The organism is Streptomyces sp. NPDC001728, assembly GCF_040297565.1.
Lineage (GTDB): Bacteria > Actinomycetota > Actinomycetes > Streptomycetales > Streptomycetaceae > Streptomyces.
The window spans coordinates 1-17,504 of sequence record NZ_JBEOZK010000020.1 but is presented as its reverse complement, the minus strand read 5'-3'; the positions used below and the strand labels follow the sequence as shown (position 1 = coordinate 17,504).

The window sequence follows — 17,504 nt, the reverse complement described above, 5'->3', positions numbered from 1 at the left end:
CCGGCACTCGCAGCCGTACCGCGAACCCCGGCGGGACGGAGTCCGTCGAGCGGGGCGGCTCGTCGGCGGTGAGCCGGATCGCGCCGTGCGCATCGGCCCTCGGCGGGCTACTGCCCCTCCGCGTAATTCAGTTGACCTTGTCTCCCGGTCGCACTGCACTGTGGCCGGGCACCGCACGTCGTCGTGTCCGTGCGTCCCCCAGGAGGAAGCCGACGTCATGCAGATTCGTTCCACTACCGATCAGGACCTCCGCGTCTTCGTCGACACGCTTCACGCCGCCTTCGGGCGGTTTGCCGAAACGCCTGCCGAAGGGGGTGGCGGGCTCTGGTGGTCGGCGGTCGAGATGGACCGGGGCCTGCTCGCTTCCACCGCCGACGGCGTGCCCGTCGGCACCGCCGCTTCGTACTCCTTCGAGCTCACCCTGCCCGGCGGGGTCCTCGCCCCCGCCGCCGGCGTGAGCGCCGTCGGCGTCCTTCCCTCGTACCGGCGGCAGGGCGTGCTCAGCGCGATGATGCGGTATCAGCTCGACGAACTGCGGGACCGCGGGGAGTTCCTCTCCGTCCTGCTCGCCTCCGAGGCCCCGATCTACGGCCGGTTCGGCTACGGGCCCGCGACCTACACCGCGCGGCTCACGGTGCCGCGTCATCAGGCCGCCTTCGCCCTTCCCCGGGCGGCCGGAACCGCCGACGGCCAAGCGCCCGGCACGGCGCCCGGCGCCGGCTCCGTCGAAGTGCTCCGTCGCGCCGACTGCGGCGACATCCTGGAAGCGGTCTACGACCGTTACCGTCGCGCCCAGCCCGGCGCGCTCTCCCGGCCGCACCGCTGGTGGGCGCTGGGTGCCGGGCAGCCCCCGGTCTCCTCGGCGCCGCGCTACGTCGTCGTCCACCACGACGCCGACGGCGTTCCCGACGGATACGCCAGCTACTCGCGCGACGACTCCGAGAACGCCCTCACCATCGACGAGGTCATCACCGCCGACGACGCCGTCTTCACGGCCCTCGCCCGGTTCCTCCTCGGCCACGACCTGGTCTCTCAGGTCGTGTTCAAGCACGTCCCGCCCGAGCACCCCCTGCGTTGGCAGCTCGCGGACTTCCGTGCCGGGCAGGTGGGCGGCGACACCGACTGGCTCTGGGTGCGGATCCTCGACGTCCCGCGCGCACTGACCGCGCGCGGCTGGTACGCGGACGGGGAGCTCGTCCTCGACATCGACGACCCCTTCCTCGGCGAGCGGGACCGCTACCTGCTGACCGTCCGCGACGGCGAGGCCGACTGCGTCCGCACCGACCGGGAACCCGATCTCTCCCTGGATATACGGGACGTGGGCTCGATCTACCTCGGCGGCACCGCCCCGACCACCCTCGTGCGCGCGGGGCACGTCCGAGCCCACCACCCGGCCGCCCCCGCCCTCGCCGACGCCCTCTTCCGCTCCGACCGTTCCCCGCACTGCCTCCACTGGTTCTGACCCGCACGACCCCACCTCCCCTCCCGAACACCCCTCCCCCTCCCGGGGGTTGCCCCCACCCTCGATCCGCCTGTTCGCCGGATGGGGCGGGGGGCCCGGGTCCGGAAGGCTGTGCGCATGACAACGAACCGTGGACGCAAGGCCCTGCTTCTCGCTCTCTCCGTCGTCGCCGTCGCCGGTGCCGGGGTCGTATCCGGTGGGGGTGCCCCCGCCGTCGCCGCCGGGCTCGACTGGGGGGTCTGCGACCCCGCCGTGAAGCCGCTTCCCGCGCAGGAGTGCGCCAAGCTCTCCGTACCCCTCGACTACGCCGATCCCGACGGCGAACAGATCCAGCTCGCGGTCTCCCGCCTCCGGAGCACCCGGCCCGAGGCGCGGCGCGGGGCGCTCATGGTCATTCCCGGCGGGCCCGGCAGTTCCGGTGTGCAGCGGCTCGCCCAGAAGGGAGCCGTCCTCGACGGGCAGCTGGACGGGGCCTACGACCTCGTCGCCTTCGACCCGCGCGGCATCGGCGGCTCCGCGAAGGCGCGGTGCGGGCTCGACGAGGGCGACCGGTGGATGGTCACCCTGCGGTCCTGGCCGGGCGCGGGCGGGGACATCGACGAGAACGTCGCCCGGTCCAAGCGGATCGCCGAAGCCTGTGCCCGCAACGGCGGCGCCATGCTGCGCGGGCTGACCACCGCCAACCAGGTGCGCGACCTCGAACGCCTCCGCCAGGCCCTCGGCGAGCGCAAGCTGTCCGCCTGGGGCGTGTCGTACGGGACCTACGTCGCCGCCGCCTACGCCGAGAAGTACCCGGACCGCACCGACCGCTGGGTCCTCGACAGCAGCAACGACCCCGACCCCAAGCGCGTCGCCCGCGGCTGGCTCGTGGGCATGGCGCAGGGCGCCGAGGACCGCTTCCCGGACTTCGCCGCCTGGGCCGCCCACCCCGACCGGGCCGACCAGGGGCTGCGGCTCGCCGAACGCGCCGAGGACGTAAGGCCGTTGGTGCTCGATCTCGCCGCCCGGCTCGACCGGGAGCCGCACCCTTCGAACACCCCCGGCGCGCCCCTGACCGGCGCCATGCTCCTCCAGGCCCTTCAGCAGGCCCTCTACTCCGACGCCTTCTTCCCCTCCTTCGCCCAGCTCGTGACCGACGCCCTCGACCCCGCCGGCGTGCCCGTACTGCCCCGCGAGCTCGCCGGCCCGATGCCCGACGACGCCGCCGCCATCACCGTCGGCGTCATCTGCAACGACGTCGACTGGCCCCGGTCCCCCGTCCGCTCCTACCAGCGGGCCGTCACCGCCGACCGCGCCGCCCACCCGCTGACCGCCGGCCTGCCCGTGAACGTCACCCCCTGCGCGTACTGGAAGGGCGGCGCCACCGAGAAGCCCGTCCGCATCACCGACCACGGGCCGTCCAACATCCTCATGATCCAGAACCTGCGCGACCCCTCCACCCCGTACTCCAAGGGCCTCGCCATGCGCGCCGCCCTCGGCCAGCGGGCCCGGCTCGTCTCCGTCGACCACGGCGGCCACGGGGTCTACCTCGGGAACGGCAACGCGTGCGGGGACTCCGCCGTGACCCGGTACCTCACGGAGGGCGTCCGGCCCGAGGCGGACGTTCTCTGCCGGTAGGACAGACCACACGTATACGGGGAGGGCCCGACCGGATTCCTCCGGCCGGGCCCTCCCCCCCCTGCTTGGCACCTTGCTCGTCAGACCTTCGCCGGTTCCGGTTCCCGCGCCGGGGACTCCGTGCCGGCCGCCACCGTCACCTCCGCCTCCGCCGTCTCCGTCTCCACGTTGAACTCCTCCAGAAGTTCCTTGCTGAAGCCCCAGAAGTACGTCGCCACGAAGCCCGCCAGGTAGCCGGTCAGCAGGCCGCCCGCGTAGATCGCGATCGTCTCGCCCAGGCCCTTGTTGCCGTCGAGGAGCGGGAAGAGCGCCCAGCCCGAGGGGCCGATCGCCGTCGAGCCGACCGAGTTGCCCAGCATGCTGAAGAGCCCGATGAAGCCGCCGCCGAACGCGCCGCCGACGCAGGCCGTGATGAACGGGCGGCCCAGCGGGAGCGAGACGCCGTAGATCAGGGGCTCGCCGACGCCCAGGAAGCCGGCCGGGAGGGCGGACTTGATGGTGCGGCGGATGGAGCCGTTGCGGGGGAGCTTGAGGTAGACGGCCATGGCCGCGCCGACCTGGCCCGCGCCCGCCATCGCGAGGATGGGGAGGAGGACCGTGTATCCCTGCTGCTCGATGAGTGTGGTGTGGATCGGGATGAGGGCCTGATGGAGGCCGAGCATGACGAGGGGGAGGAACAGGCCGCCGAGGAGGAAGCCCGCTCCGGCGCCCGCGTGCGCGAGGAGCCAGTTGGCGAACTCGCCGATGGCGGTGGAGATCTCACCGGCCAGGAACATCAGGCCGAAGAGGGTCACCAGGCCCGAGAGCAGTACGGTCAGTGTCGGGGTGACCAGGACGTCCAGGGCCTCCGGAACCCAGCGGCGGCACCACTTCTCCACGTACACCGCGAGGACCGCCGCGCCGAGCGCGCCGAGCACACCGCCCTGGCCGGGGGAGAGCGTCTGGCCGAAGGCGTCGATCTTCGCGACGCCGGGAAAGACGATGATCGCCGCGACCGCGCCGCCGAGGATCGCCGTACCGCCGAACTCCTTGGCCGTGTTGTAGCCGACGAAGACGGCGATGAGCGCCATGAAGCCGCTGGCGATCGCCGCGAGCGCGGGGGTGACGCCGGGCAGCCAGCCGAGGTTGATCAGCAGGCCGTTGAGGCCGGCGATGATGCCGCAGCCGATGAGGGCGGGGATCAGCGGGACGAAGATGTTCGCGATCCGGCGGAGGAAGAGCTTGAACGGGGTGGCGTTCTTCGCCTTCCGCGCCGACCTGATCGCGGCGCCCTGCGCCGCGAGGTCGTCGGCCGAGTGGGCCGCGAGGCCGTCGGCGGGGTGGGCCGGCTTCGGCGCCGCCGCCACCAGGGCCTCGATCTCCGGGGTCACGCGGGCGACGGTGCCGGGGCCGAGGACGATCTGGTACGTGTCGTCCTCCACCACACCCATCACCGAGGGCAGGGCCTTGAGGGCCTCGTCCTGGACGAGCGAGCGGTCACGCAGTCCCAGCCGGAGGCGGGTCATGCAGTGGGCCACGGAGCTGATGTTCTCGGCGCCGCCGACGAGGGGGAGGATCGCGGCGGCGATGGCGCGGTTCTTGTCGTCTGTGCTCATGGTGCGGTGGTGCCTTGCTGTGAGGGGAGGGGGGCTCAGTGCCTTGCTGTGAGGGGAGCGGGCTCAATGCCTTGCTGTGAGGGGAGCGGGCTCAGTGCCTGCTTGTGAGGGGAGCGGGCTCAACTGGACTTCGCGTGCAGCGCCGCACGCAGGTGCCCCTGGGAGACGGTGAGCCGCTGGGCGGCCGTCGGGGCGTCGAGGTCGGCGAGGATCATGAGGATCGCGTTCTTCACCTCCCCGTCGGCGGCGGTGAGGGCGGCCTCGATCTGCTCGTCCGGGGCTCCGGTGGCCAGTGCGACGATCCGCCGCGAGCGGGCCTGGAGCTTCTCGTTGGAGGCGCGGACGTCGACCATGAGGTTTCCGTAGGTCTTGCCGAGCCGGATCATGGTGATCGTCGAGATCATGTTGAGGACGAGCTTCTGGGCGGTGCCCGCCTTGAGCCGGGTGGAGCCGGTGAGCAGCTCGGGGCCGGGGACGACCTCGATGCCGTGTTCGGCGGCGGCGGCGAGCGCGCTGTCCGCGTTGCAGGACAGTCCGATGGTGAGCGCGCCCTGGGCGCGGGCGTGCTCGACGGCGCCGATGGCGTACGGGGTGCGGCCCGAGGCGGAGATGCCGACGACGGTGTCGTCCGCGGTGACGCCGAGGGTGGTGAGGTCCTCGGCGGCGAGTTCCTTGGAGTCCTCGGCGCCTTCGACGGCCTTGACCATGGCGGACGGGCCGCCCGCGATCAGGCCGACGACCCGGGAGGGGTCGGTGTTGAAGGTGGGCGGGCATTCGCTGGCGTCGAGGACGCCGAGGCGGCCTGCGGTGCCCGCGCCCATGTAGACGAGGCGTCCGCCGCGGGCCATGCGCTCGGCGGTGGCGTCGATCGCGGCGGCGATGGCGGGGAGCTGCCGGGCGACGGCGGCGGGGACGGTGGCGTCCTCTCCGTTCATGAGCGCGGCGATCTCGGCGGTGGGGAGCTGGTCGATCTCGGCCAGTTCCGGACGGAACGCTTCGGTGGTGAGGGTGGCCAGCTGGGCGCGCAGTTCGGAGTACGTGGTGGACACGAGAGGCTCTTTCGTGGGTGGTGCGGCGGGTGCGGGGGGGTTCGGGCGGCCTGGTGCGGCCGGTCGGCGGGTGCGGGTGCGGGTGTGAGTGGCCTGGTGGGGCCGGTCAGCGGCTGCGGGGTGAGTGGCGGTGGGCGAGGGCTTCGTACGAGGCGGCGAGGGCAGGGGCCGCCGTCTCATACGTACGCTGGGTGACGCAGGTGAACAGGCAGTCCACGACCAGGAGTTGGCTGGTGCGGGACGACATGGCCGCGGGGCGCAGTTCGCTCTCGCGGGCGGTGGAGGTGGTCAGGACGTGGTCGGCGTACTGGGTGACCGGACCGTCCGGGCGGCCGGTGATCGCGACCGTGGTGGCGCCGTGGTCGAAGGCCACCCGGAGCGGTTCTATGACGTCGCCGGTGGAGCCGGAGTGGGTGATGGCGATGGCCACGTCCCCGGAGCGCAGCTGCACGGCGTTGGTGACCGCGAGGTGCGGGTCGCTGTGGGCGTGGGCGAGCAGGCCGATGCGGAGGAGTTTCTGGCCGAGGTCCTGGGCGACGAGGCCGGAGGCGCCGACGCCGTAGATGTCGATGCGGCGGGCGGTGGCGAGGGCGGCGACGGCGGCGCCGAGCTGGACGGTGTCGAGTCCGGCGGCGGTGTCGGCGAGGGTCTGCTGCTCGTCGTAGGCCAGCTTGGCGACGACATCGGCGATCGGGTCGTCGACGGCGATGTCGGCGGTGACGGCGGGTGCCCGGCCGGACTGCTGCTGGGCGGCGAGCCCGGCGAGGGCGAGCCGGAGGTCGCGGTAGCCGGGGTAGCCGAGGAGGCGGGCGGTGCGGACGACGGTCGCCTCGCTGGTCCCGGTGAGCTCGGCGAGGCCGGTGACCGTGAGCGCGGCGCAGCCGGCCGGGTCTCCGGCGACGGCCTCGGCGACCCGCTGCATCGAGCGGGTCATGGACGGCGCGAGGGTCCGGACCTTGGCCGCGAGGGCGGCGGGTGCGGGCGGCGCGTCGCTCGTGAAACTTTCCTTCACAATATTGGTCACATCTGAAAGATACTTTCGGCGGGGGTGGGCGACAAGACCCCGTCGGTCCCGGATCGGGAGGGGACCTTGGTCCCTTTCGTACGGGGCGACCAGCGGCGTTCGTACGGTCGGCAGCGCGGCGTTCGTACGGTCGGCAGCGCGGCGGTCGTGCGGCCGGCCGGCGGCGTTCGTACGGTTCTCCCGTGGCGAGTGACAATGAGTCCATGGACGACATCGACCCCGTGGAGCAGGCTCTCCACGCCGCTCGCGCGCTGGTACTGGCCGACCTGGTGGCCCGCGACGTCGCCGCCGCCGAGGTCGTGTCGATGGTGGAGGACGCCGTGACCCACCGGCGCTGGTGGGTCGAGCAGTGGCCCGAGGGCGTCACGTACGTCGCCGGACTCGTCGCCCAGGACGTCCAGGACGCCCTGCTCGAACGCTACGGGCGCTGGCCGCTCTGCCCGGTCTGCTCCACCGGCGACCCGCACGCCCTGGACGTGGAACCCGAACTGGGCCCGGACCCGCACTGGGTCTGCGGCAAGCAGGGCGTGGTCGTCGCCCCGGTGGGCGGTCTGACGTGACCCTCTACATCGACCCCCCGACCTGGCCGGGGCACGGGCGCATGTGGTCCCACCTGGTCAGCGACGTCTCCTTCGACGAGCTGCACGCCTTCGCCGCCTCGATCGGCGCCCCGCCCCGCGCCTTCGAGCGGGACCACTACGACATCCCCTCCGACCGGTACCGGGACGCGGTGGAGGGCGGCGCGGTCGAGGTCGGCTCGAAGGAACTGCTGCGGCGGCTCACGGAGGCGGGGCTGCGCCGGCCGAAGGGGCGGCCGGCGCCCTGAGGGGGGTCTGCCGGTTTACGGGGGTGGGCCGTGCCCTGACGGTCCGTCGGCCTCCTGGCACGCCGAAGGGGCGGCCCGGATCACTCCGGACCCCCCCTTCGGACGTTCACGCCGGCTGCGTGGCCAAGGACTCGGTGGGACGGGCCTCGTCCGCCTCGGGTGCCTCCGTCCTGTCGGCCGCGGCGCTCGCGGCGGCCTTCGCCCGACGCTTCACCACGTGGGCGGAGACGATCAGCAGCACGGCGACGGTCCCGGCGATCGCGGGCCAGTACACGTAGCGGTAGTTGGACTCGGGCGAGACGGGCAGGTAGGCCAGGATGTACAGGGCCGAGCTGGCGCCCAGCAGCCGGAGCTCTCGGGTGTAGGGGCCGATCCACCGGCGGCGCAGCGCGAGGACCATGGAGACGGCCAGCCAGAACCACCCCTGGAAGAGGAACGGCACGTCACGGACGAAGCCGAGCACGTAGTACCGGAGCGTGGACTTCAGGAACTCGTTGGAGGGGGTGTTCACGATGGCGTCGGGCTGCTGCGACGGCTGTGCCCGTGTGCCGTTCTGGAAGGGGTAGTTGGTCTGGAAGAGCAGCTTGCCGAAGAGCTGGAGGCGGTACTCGGCGTAGCTCTGCCAGTGCTTGGGCATCTGCTGGGTCCACATCTCCAGCATGACGTCGACGTTCCGCGGGGACAGGGGGTCCGGTGCGGTGTCGCGCTGGTAGCAGTGGAAGTAGGCGTCCGAGGGGATCTTCTTGGTCTGGCACGTGGCGGCGGCGGTGGCCAGGCCGTCACGCAGGGCCGGATCGGCGCCGGCCTTGTCGGCGGCGGCGCGCACCTGGACCGGGGTGAGTACGTGGACGAGGTCGTCCAGCGGGATCTGCGCGTACTGGCGGGTGGGCCGCGGGTCGGTGGCGGCGTTCACGGCGGTGTCGGCGCCGACGGTGACCGCGACGAGCACACCGGTGGCGACGAGCCAGCGACGGCGGCCCGGGGCGGGCCAGAGCGCGAGGACCAGCAGGACGAAGACCGGGATGACGGCGGGGAAGGCGTTCTTGCGGACCAGGACGGCGTACGCGAGGAACAGCACGCCCAGGGCGAGGAGGGCCCAGCGGGTCCTGGTCCGGCCGGTCGCCGGCAGCTCACGTGCGAGGAGCGCGACCACGCAGACCGCGAGCAGGGCGTACGCCAGGTGCACGTCCTTCCACACCACTCCCGTGAAGGTCACGACGTGCGGGGCCAGGCCGACGGCGAGCATCGCGAGGGAGAGTCCGCGACTGCCGGTCTTCTTCCACACCAGCGTGGCGAGGAGCCACAGCGGCACCCACAGCGCGACGGTCTGCAGAGCGGCCATGGCCGAGACGGCGCCCGTGGAGTCGATGAGGATCTTCCACAGGAGGGCCATCACCGGAGGGTGCCAGTCCTCCATGGGCATCTCGCCCAGCGCCTGCCTCATCTGTACGAGGCTGTCCGCGCTGAAGTATCCGGGGTGGAACACGACGGACACGGCGTAGGCGCAGACCGCGGCGATGGCTGCCAGGGCGCACGGCCAGAGCGAGCCGCGCCGTCGGGCGTCGCGTAGCGTCGCGGTCCACCGGTCGATGGTGCCGGGCATGTGGGTCGGGTCCTCTCAGGAGCGGGTGAACACGAGGCTGCGATAGGCGATGAAGCGCAGCAGTGTCGCCGCGGCCCAGCCGACGAGCCGGGCCGCGTTGTCGCTGAAGGGCGACCCGAGACCGAGGAGTTCGTGGGAGATGTACAGGGGGAAGGCGGTGACCGCCATGCCCACCAGGTTGACGCCCACGAACAGCGTGAGCTCACGCCGGTCGACGGCACCACGGCGGTCCCGGTAGGTCCAGTAGCGGTTGCCGACCCAGCTCACGGCCATGGCGAGCAGGGTGGCGACGACCGATGCGACGACCGGCATGCTCCCGAGAGTCCCGCCGTCGGAGGACGGCAGGCCGAAGACCAGCAGATTGAAGCTCGCGGTCTCCACGACGAACGCGAGCGCTCCGACCACGCCGAAGGCCGCGACCTCCCGCCCCATGTTCCGCGCCCAGGCGGGCACACGTCGGCTCCAAGCCGTCAACCGCATCATGGCGGAAACGTAAACTTGTGCGACCTGAATCTACAAACGCGAGGTAGCATCCCCACGAATTTCTCGAACACTCCACATCGTTCGTTGTAACCAAGAGGAACCTTCACATGAGCCCCGTGATCGCTTGCGTCGTCCCCTGTTACAACGAGGAGGCCGCGATCGGCAAGGTCGTCCGTGACCTGCGCGCAGCACTCCCGGAGGCCGTCATCTACGTGTACGACAACGCCTCCACGGACAACACCATCGCCGAGGCCCTCAAGGCCGGAGCGATCGTGCGGCAGGAGCTGCGCAAGGGCAAGGGCAATGTGATCCGACGGGCCTTCGCCGACGTCGAGGCCGACGCGCTGCTGATCATCGACGGCGACGACACCTACGACGCCACGCGCGCCCGCGAGATGGTCGACCTGCTCTTCGAAGGCCCCTACGACCACATCGTCGGCGCCCGTCGCGAGATAACCGACACGGCCTACCGGGCCGGTCACGCGGTCGGCAACAAGATGCTCACCGGCGCCGTGCGGTCGCTGTTCGGCAACGACGTCAGCGACATGCTGAGCGGCTACCGGGTGTTCTCCCGCCGCTTCATCAAGTCGTTCCCCGCCCTCTCGCGGGAGTTCGAGACCGAGACCGAGATGACGGTGCACGCCCTCAGCCTGCGTCTGCCCACCGCGGAGCTGGAGGTCGACTTCAAGGACCGGCCGGCCGGCAGCGTCAGCAAGCTCCGCACCTACCGGGACGGCTGGCGCATCCTGAAGCTGATCATGGGCCTCGCCCGCCGCCAGCGCCCCTCCCTGTTCCACTCCACCATCGCCGGCCTGCTGGCCCTCGTGTCGCTCGCGATGGGCGTGCCGGTGATCGCCGAGTTCGTGGAGACCGGCACCGTTCCGCGTTTCCCCACCGCCATCCTGGCCGCCTCCGTCATGATCATCGCGGTGCTCGTGCTCCTGGTCGGGTACATCCTGGAATCGTTCATGCACATGCGCCAGGAGCAGTCCCGCCTCGCCCACCTCATGTACCCGGCGCCGTCCTTCGGCGCGGACTTCGTGCCGGACGCGCTTCCGGAAGCGGCCGTCTCCGGCTCGGACGTCCACGCCGCCTGACGCTCCGCGTCCTTCAGCGGTACCGGCTACCGAGCCGTACGCCTCAGGAAACGCGCCCCGCGATCGCGCGGGCGCAGTCGAGCGATTCGGTGTGGGTGGTGTCGACCTCGATGTCGTAGGCCACGCCCCGGTGGACGAGGTCCGCCTGCTTCGCGGCCATCCCGGCGACGCGGTCGCCCCGGGCGGTCTCGCGGGCCGCGGCGACGGTGGCCTCGCACCGGACGCCGACCCAGAGCACGTCCAGGTCGCCGAGGAAGCCCCGCCAGCGTTCCTGGGACCCGGCGCCGCCGAGGAACACGTCGTCGACGACGACGCGGGCGCCGGTGCGGGCCATGGTGACGAGGCCCTGGGCCCAGGCGCCCTCCAGGGCGCGGAAGTCGCCCCCGACGCTGACGCCGCCGTCGGCGGCGAACCCGATGCCGTCGTCGGAGCTCCGCATCGCGGCGGGCATGGCGTCGATGAGGGAGTCGATCCCGAACGCCAGCCAAGGCTGGGGAAGTACGGCCTGGAGGCACCGCACGATGCCGGACTTCCCGGCGCTGGAACCACCGTTGAGAATGATCATCTGGGTTGTCACCGCGCCACCCTAGGCCGGTGACGGCCCGCCTCGTCGCGATTTTCCGGGGACGCGCGCGGGCCGTCCGCGCGCGTCCGCGAGGGGTTCAGCAGGACGAGACGGCCTTCTCCCGCCGGGGGGTTCCGGCCGTCACCACGCGGGAGGTGGATGTGTGGAGCTTGAGTGCCACCGCCGCCGTCACCAGGCCCACGGCCGTCATCGCCGCGCCCGCCCAGGCCGTCGAGGCGTAGCCGAGGTCCGCGTCGATGACGGTGCCGCCGAGCCAGGGGCCGCCGGTGTTGCCGAGGTTGAAGGCGGCGGTGGTGGTGGCGCCCGCGAGGGTGGGGGCGGCGCCCGCGACGTTGAACATGCGGGCGTTGAGGGCGGGGGCCGTGTAGAAGGCGGAGACGCCGAGGAGGAAGGTCAGGACGATCGTCGCGGCCGGGCTGGACGCGAAGAGGGCCAGGGCGACCAGGAAGACGGTGGAGGCGGCGATGCCGCTGAGCAGGACGCCGAAGAGGTGGGCGTCGGCGACACGGCCGCCGATGGTCGTGCCGACGACGGCGCCGATGCCGAAGAGGGCGAGGACGCCGGAGACCCAGCCGTCGTCGAGTCCGGAGACGTCGGTGAGGAGCGGGGCGAGGTAGGAGAAGGCGCAGAAGACCCCGCCCGCCGCGAGGGCGGTGACGACGATGGAGAGGAGCACCTGGCGGTCGCGGTAGATGGCGAGCTCGCGCTTGAGCCGGGGCTTGGTCTCGGGGAGCGGGATGTGCGGGATGCGGGTGATCACGCCGACGAGCGCGATCACGGAGGCGAGGCCGACCGCCCAGAACGCGGAGCGCCAGCCGAGGTGTTCGCCGAGGAAGGCGCCGGCGGGGACGCCGAGGACGTTGGCGATGGAGAGGCCGCCGATCATGACGGCCATGGCGCGGGCGCGTGAGCCGACCGGGACCATCGCGATGGCGACGGCCGCGCCGACCGCCCAGAAGCCGGCGCAGGCGAGGGCGCTGACGATCCGGGAGACGAAGAGGATGGCGTAGTTGGGGGCGAGGGCGCCGGCCACCTGCCCGAGTCCGAAGACGGTGATCAGGGCGATCAGGGTCGTCTTGCGGGGGAGGCGGAGGGTCGCCACCGCGAGGAGCGGGGCGCCGACGACCATGCCGATCGCGAAGGCGGATATGAGCAGTCCGGCGCGGGGGATGGAGACGTTCATGTCCTCCGCGATGGGCGGCAGGAGGCCGGAGAGCATGAATTCGCTCGTGCCGAGGGCGAAGACGGACAGGCCGAGGATGTAGACGGCGAGGGGCATGCGACGGTCGCCGCCGGGCACGGGCGCGGGCCCGGCTCCGTGGGCGTCGGCGGTCCCGGTGGCCCCGGGGGTCTTGTCGGTGGGGTCGGTGGGCTCGGCGGAGGTTGACGGCATGACATGCGTCAACCTGGGGTTTGTGCCTGTCATTCCCGGACCGGCGGGGATCTCGACATTTGGGACGGCCGGATGCGCGGAGGTTCCGTACAACCGGTAACAAGATGATCAACCGAGCGATTGCTTTGTCCGCACTCGGTGTCCCGTACGCGGTTGGCGGCATTTATTTGATCTTCACGCGAGCAATCACGCGTGACATCGTCGCAGGGTAAGCGGCAGTGTCGGTTCGTGGGGGACGAAGGCGCCGGCACTTGCCGTGCCCGGGGATCTGCTGTCATGCCCATGGCTGAAACTGCCGGTCGATCGAGAGATCAAAGGCAGACCATGTCATTGCTCAGAGACGCCGGCAGACGCCGGCGTCGCCTACGGTCCACCGTGACCAGAGCCACCAGCACGGTGGCCCTCGTCACCGCCGCGGCCGTACTCACCGGCCTCGTCCAGGCACCCCCGGCCACGGCCGACACGGTGCCGGAGGAGGACACCGGCCTCACCCGCAACAGCATCGGCGCGTCACGACGGCTCGACCGCTGCCTCGCCGGAGTGGCGCTCCACTTCGGCGCCGGGCAGATGAAGGCCAAGGCCATCGAGGGCCTCACCGGCACCGAGACCCAGCTCCGCGACGCCATCGGCGACATCGGCTGGATCGGCTTCGGCCCCCTCGGCCTCGCCGCCGACGCCGACAAACAAGCCGGCAGCGCCTACGCCAACATGGTGCAGGCCCGCACCAACGGCCTCGACACCGCCAACGAGCCCTACCGCGAGTCCGCCTGGAACAACGAGGGCATGGAGTGGCACGCCCCCGCCTTCGGCGAGGACGTCTCCCACTTCACCCTCGTCACCCAGACCCAGCTCGCCTGGCGTCTCGGCTGGGACGGCCACAGCAACGCCAGCGACGAGGCCGTCACCCGCGCCCGTGCCCTCATGGAGGAGAACACGGGCAAGGACGACTGGCACGACTTCGCCGCGGACATCATGCTGCGGGACAGCGAGGTCAAGAACACCCGGTACTCCGGGGGGACGACCTCCAGCGACATCGCGTCCTACCTGAAGCACGGCGGCTATGTCGTCGCCCCCCTCGCCAAGGACTCCCCGGAGTACCGCGTCGAGGTCGAGGACCTCAAGCAGGCCTGGGCCGGCTGCGACTACCAGAACCCGTTCGACCCGCGCCGCGTCCTCAACGAGCCGGTCATGACCGCGATGGTCGAGTGGGAGCAGGAGTACGCCGGGCAGGCGGCCCAGCGCGCCACGATCATCAAGGCGGAGGCCGACGCCGCGAAGGCGACCCGCGAGGCCGCCGACGACATGGTCGAGGCCATCGGGCAGGCGTGGCTCGCCGACCAGATCCTGACCTGGCGCAAGCACTGGGTGGACACCCTCGCGAACGACCCGGACACCATCTTCGAGAAGCCCGACCAGGCGTTCTACGACAAGGCCACCGCCGACCTCGCGCAGGCCCGCGCCAACGCCGCCGCCGCGGTCACCTCGGCCAAGGCGTGGGCGGCGAAGGCCGCCACCGCCTCGACGCAGGCGGCCACCGCGCAGCAGGAGGCGTGGGCCGTCGCCGACACCGCGCACGTGCCGCGCGGCCGGGGCCTGATGTACGCCCAGCAGTCGGTGCAGGTCGTCCGCGCCTCCGCCGCCGCGGCCACCGCCGCGGCGAAGGCCACCGAGACGGCGCTCTCCGCCGCGAACGCGACGATCGCCACCAGCGACGCGCTCCTCGCCAAGGCGCAGACCGAGTCGCACGCCATCAGCACGGAGTTCCGCCGCGTCGCCGCCGAGGAGGCCGCCGCGCAGGCGAAGGCCGCCGCGGACAGCGCCGAGGCCAACGCCACGGCCGCCACCGAGAGCGCGAACACCGCGAAGGCCGCCCGTACGACGGCCGAGCAGAAGCGCGACAAGGCCAAGACGGCCGCCGCGACCGCCGCCGCCGAGCGCGCCAAGGCGCAGACGGAGCAGGCCACCGCCGTCGCCTCCCGCGCCAAGGCCGCCACCGAGCGCACCAAGGCGGTGGAGGCCGAGCAGCGGGCCGGTACGCAGAAGACCGCGGCGCAGAGCGCGGATACGGCCGCCGGTACGGCGACCACCGACGCCACCGCGAAGCGCACCCTGGCGAACACCAGGGCGCAGGCCGCGCAGACCGCCCGGGAGCAGGCCGTCGCCGCGCTCCGCTCGAAGCAGGCCACCGCCGCCCGTGCCGCCGCCCTCGAAGCGGCGGCCACCGCCGCCGCCGGCTCGGCCGCCGCCGCCGAGACCCGGGCCGCCGCCACGGCGGCCCGTACGGCAGCGACCCAGGCCGCCACAGCCGCCACCGCCGCGCAGACCGCGGCGGACCAGGCCACGGCCGCCGCCGTCACCGCGCGGACCGCCGCCACCACGGCGGAGGGCGCCGCCGAGCGGGCCCAGGCCTCCGCGGGCAGCGCCTGGTCGGCGTACTACACGTCGGTCGGCGCGGCCTCCACCGCGCACGCCGCCGCCGCCGTCGCGCTCGACGCGTCCCAGGACGCGGCGACCCGCGCGGACAACGCCGCCACGGCCTCGGAGAACGCCACCGCGCTCGCCAAGAAGGCCGAGCAGGAGTCGCTCGCCGCCGGTACGAGCGCCGCCGAGGCACTGAAGTCGGCCGCGACCGTGCTGGGCCGTGCGTACGCCGCCGGTCAGGCCGCGCTCGCCGCCCGTGACAGCGCCAAGGAGGCGGTGGCCGCCGCGAGCGACGCCATCGCGATCGGTACGCCGTACCAGGAGAAGGACAGCTCCGCCGCGTTCGCCGTGCTCGTCGGCCAGTCGTCGAAGACGGTCGCCGAGCAGCAGGCCGCCGCGGCCGAGGCCAAGGCGACGGAGGCCGCTGAGGCCGCCGCGTCCGCGCAGCAGACCGCCGCGCAGGCCACCGGTGACGCGAAGCTCGCCGCCCAGGCGGCGGCCCGCGCCGCCGCCGACTCGGTCCGCGCCGTCGAGGCCGTGACCCGCGCCCAGGCGTCGGCGGCCGAGGCCTCCGGCGCCCAGAAGGGCGCGAAGGCTGCCTCCGACGCCGCCTCGGGCCACGCCACCCAGGCCGGCAACGACGCCGTCTCCGCCCGCCTCACGGCGGACGAGGCGAGCAACGCCGCCATCGAGGCCGACCGTGAGGCCACGGACGCCGAGCGGCACGCCGCCGAGGCGAACGAGAAGGCCGGGCGGGCCGCCGATGCCGCCAAGGGCGCGCAGGACAAGGCGTCCCAGGCGGAGCAGGATGCCAAGGACGCCGAGACGAAGGCGTCCGACGCGGCCGGGAACAGCACGGCCGCCGAGGAGGCCGCCAGGCTCGCCGAGCAGCAGCAGCGCGACCGCAACGAGGCCGCGCACAAGGACGCGCTGGCCCAGGGCGTCACTCCCATCAAGGGCGGCGCGTCCAACTGGCCGGTCCTCGGGCAGCGCGAGGAGAAGATCCTCCTCGACGCCTGCGGCCAGACCTGTGTCGACGACTACCGCAAGGGCCTCGCGGCCGTCTCCGTGGACATCGTCGAGTGGGCGACCGCGAACGGCGGGCAGATCCTCTTCGAGCAGCTCGACGCCGCGAAGGTCAAGGACTGCCTGGCCGGTTCCGATGTCGAGGACTGCCTGTGGGAGCTCGTCGACATCCCCTCGTCGGCCGTGATCGTGGGTCGTATGCCCGCGCTCGCGCTGGCGATCGAGCAGGTCTCCACGGGCCTGCGGAAGATCTTCGACGACGCCGACAACGCCCTGCGGCGGCTGACCGAGCTGACGGCCGTCATCCGTGACGTCCGCAGCACCCCGCGTCTCAACCGGTGCCTCGCCGGTGTCGCCCTGCACGCGGGCGGCGCCAAGACCAAGGCCATCGCGATCCAGGGCCTGTCCGGGACGAACGACGACCTGAAGGCCGTCATCGGGGACATCGGCTGGATCGGTTTCATGCCCCTGGGGCAGGCCAGTGACCAGGACCGGGAGGCCGGTTACGCGTACCTCGACACGTTCGCGGCACGCAAGGCCCTCCTGGAGGACGCCAACCGCCCGTACGCGATGAGCTCGTTCGACGACGGGATCACGCTGCACGCACCGGAGTTCGGCGCCGACATCAGCGCCTACACGTACTCCACGCAGGCGAAGATGGCCGACCGCATCGGCTGGGACGCGCACACCAACGCGAGCCCCGAGGCCGTCGCCAAGGCCCGCCAGATCACCGAGCAGAACCGCGGCCTCGACAGCTGGCACGACTTCGCCGCCGACGTCATGCTGCGGGACTCCAGCGTCAACCAGACGCGGTTCTCCGGTGGCACCACGTCCGCCGACATCGCCACGTACCTGCGCAACGGTGGTTTCGCCCGGCAGAAGCTGACCGAGGGCTCGCCCGAGTTCCGGGTCGAGGTCGAGGACCTCAAGCAGCAGTGGGCCACGTGCAACCACGCGGACCCGACCGACCCGCGCAACGCCCTGAGCGAGGCCGTCTCGCAGGCCTCGGCCGAGTGGGAGGCGGAGTACGCCGGTCAGGCCGCCCCGCGCACGCTGATCACGCAGGCCGAGGCGGACGCCGCCGCGGCCACCCGCAAGGCCACCGACAACATGGTCGAGGCCATCGGCCAGGCCTGGTTCGCCGACCAGATCCTGCGCTGGCAGAAGTACTGGCACGACGAGCTGGAGCGGGACCCGGACCACATCCTCAAGCCCAAGCAGGCCCTCTTCGACAAGGCGAAGACGGACCTCGCGAAGGCCCGGGGCAAGGTCCAGGCGCTGGTCACCGCTTCCAAGGAGCAGGCGACCGCCGCCAATGCCGC

At 72.4% G+C, this 17,504-nt stretch carries 12 protein-coding genes and 1 pseudogene; 6 read left to right on the top strand and 7 right to left on the bottom strand.

Translation table 11 applies throughout. The features are described from left to right. The first annotated feature begins 217 nt into the window (after positions 1-217). On the top strand, positions 218-1,462 hold the full coding sequence (locus ABT154_RS25935) for a GNAT family N-acetyltransferase (RefSeq protein WP_351859559.1): 1,245 nt from the start codon (positions 218-220) through the stop codon (positions 1,460-1,462). Between the two features lie 117 nt (positions 1,463-1,579). Then, positions 1,580-3,079 (top strand): alpha/beta hydrolase, encoded by a 1,500-nt coding sequence (locus tag ABT154_RS25930; protein WP_351859557.1) that lies wholly within the window; start codon positions 1,580-1,582, stop codon positions 3,077-3,079. Positions 3,080-3,159: 80 nt separating this feature from the next. On the opposite strand, the gene ABT154_RS25925 is transcribed toward ABT154_RS25930, so the two are convergent. From ABT154_RS25925 to ABT154_RS25915, 3 genes are all read right to left on the bottom strand, one after another. After that, on the bottom strand, positions 3,160-4,674 hold the full coding sequence (locus ABT154_RS25925) for a PTS transporter subunit EIIC (protein ID WP_351859555.1): 1,515 nt from the start codon (positions 4,672-4,674) through the stop codon (positions 3,160-3,162). A 119-nt stretch (positions 4,675-4,793) separates the two neighbouring features. Next, positions 4,794-5,723: an N-acetylmuramic acid 6-phosphate etherase gene (murQ, locus tag ABT154_RS25920; protein ID WP_351859553.1), complete on the bottom strand. Its 930-nt coding sequence runs from the start codon at positions 5,721-5,723 to the stop codon at positions 4,794-4,796. A 106-nt stretch (positions 5,724-5,829) separates the two neighbouring features. Next, positions 5,830-6,747: a MurR/RpiR family transcriptional regulator gene (locus ABT154_RS25915; RefSeq protein ID WP_351859551.1), complete on the bottom strand. Its 918-nt coding sequence runs from the start codon at positions 6,745-6,747 to the stop codon at positions 5,830-5,832. A 203-nt stretch (positions 6,748-6,950) separates the two neighbouring features. On the opposite strand from ABT154_RS25915, the gene ABT154_RS25910 reads away from it, so the two are divergent. Beyond that, entirely contained in the window at positions 6,951-7,307 is a 357-nt protein-coding gene (locus ABT154_RS25910; protein WP_351859786.1) for a DUF8819 family protein, read from the top strand. Then, a complete protein-coding gene (locus ABT154_RS25905) occupies positions 7,304-7,573 on the top strand; it encodes a DUF4031 domain-containing protein (RefSeq protein WP_317877529.1) in 270 nt (89 codons plus the stop codon). Before ABT154_RS25910 ends, ABT154_RS25905 begins: the two co-directional genes overlap by 4 nt. A gap of 106 nt (positions 7,574-7,679) precedes the next feature. Here ABT154_RS25905 and ABT154_RS25900 read toward each other — a convergent pair whose 3' ends face one another. Further along, entirely contained in the window at positions 7,680-9,176 is a 1,497-nt protein-coding gene (locus ABT154_RS25900) for a hypothetical protein (protein ID WP_351859549.1), read from the bottom strand. A 15-nt stretch (positions 9,177-9,191) separates the two neighbouring features. Next, entirely contained in the window at positions 9,192-9,659 is a 468-nt protein-coding gene (locus tag ABT154_RS25895) for a GtrA family protein (RefSeq protein ID WP_351859547.1), read from the bottom strand. A 107-nt stretch (positions 9,660-9,766) separates the two neighbouring features. On the opposite strand from ABT154_RS25895, the gene ABT154_RS25890 reads away from it, so the two are divergent. Then, entirely contained in the window at positions 9,767-10,756 is a 990-nt protein-coding gene (locus ABT154_RS25890; RefSeq protein ID WP_351859545.1) for a glycosyltransferase family 2 protein, read from the top strand. Between the two features lie 43 nt (positions 10,757-10,799). On the opposite strand, the gene cpt is transcribed toward ABT154_RS25890, so the two are convergent. Both cpt and ABT154_RS25880 read right to left on the bottom strand, forming a co-directional pair. Further along, a complete protein-coding gene (gene cpt / locus ABT154_RS25885) occupies positions 10,800-11,333 on the bottom strand; it encodes a chloramphenicol phosphotransferase CPT (protein ID WP_351859543.1) in 534 nt (177 codons plus the stop codon). 85 nt (positions 11,334-11,418) lie between these two features. Then, positions 11,419-12,621, bottom strand: a complete 1,203-nt coding sequence (locus ABT154_RS25880) for a Cmx/CmrA family chloramphenicol efflux MFS transporter (RefSeq protein ID WP_351859784.1) — start codon at positions 12,619-12,621, stop codon at positions 11,419-11,421. Between the two features lie 489 nt (positions 12,622-13,110). Here ABT154_RS25880 and ABT154_RS25875 point away from each other — a divergent pair. After that, positions 13,111-17,504, top strand: a pseudogene (locus ABT154_RS25875) (polymorphic toxin type 27 domain-containing protein); the annotation flags it as partial.

Coding starts and splice junctions, on each gene's coding strand:
- ABT154_RS25900 (WP_351859549.1), bottom strand. CDS start 9,176: ATGCCCGGCACCATCGACCGGTGGACCGCGACGCTACGCGACGCCCGA.
- ABT154_RS25895 (WP_351859547.1), bottom strand. CDS start 9,659: ATGATGCGGTTGACGGCTTGGAGCCGACGTGTGCCCGCCTGGGCGCGG.
- ABT154_RS25930 (WP_351859557.1), top strand. CDS start 1,580: ATGACAACGAACCGTGGACGCAAGGCCCTGCTTCTCGCTCTCTCCGTC.
- ABT154_RS25890 (WP_351859545.1), top strand. CDS start 9,767: ATGAGCCCCGTGATCGCTTGCGTCGTCCCCTGTTACAACGAGGAGGCC.
- ABT154_RS25935 (WP_351859559.1), top strand. CDS start 218: ATGCAGATTCGTTCCACTACCGATCAGGACCTCCGCGTCTTCGTCGAC.
- ABT154_RS25910 (WP_351859786.1), top strand. CDS start 6,951: ATGGACGACATCGACCCCGTGGAGCAGGCTCTCCACGCCGCTCGCGCG.
- ABT154_RS25925 (WP_351859555.1), bottom strand. CDS start 4,674: ATGAGCACAGACGACAAGAACCGCGCCATCGCCGCCGCGATCCTCCCC.
- ABT154_RS25880 (WP_351859784.1), bottom strand. CDS start 12,621: ATGCCCCTCGCCGTCTACATCCTCGGCCTGTCCGTCTTCGCCCTCGGC.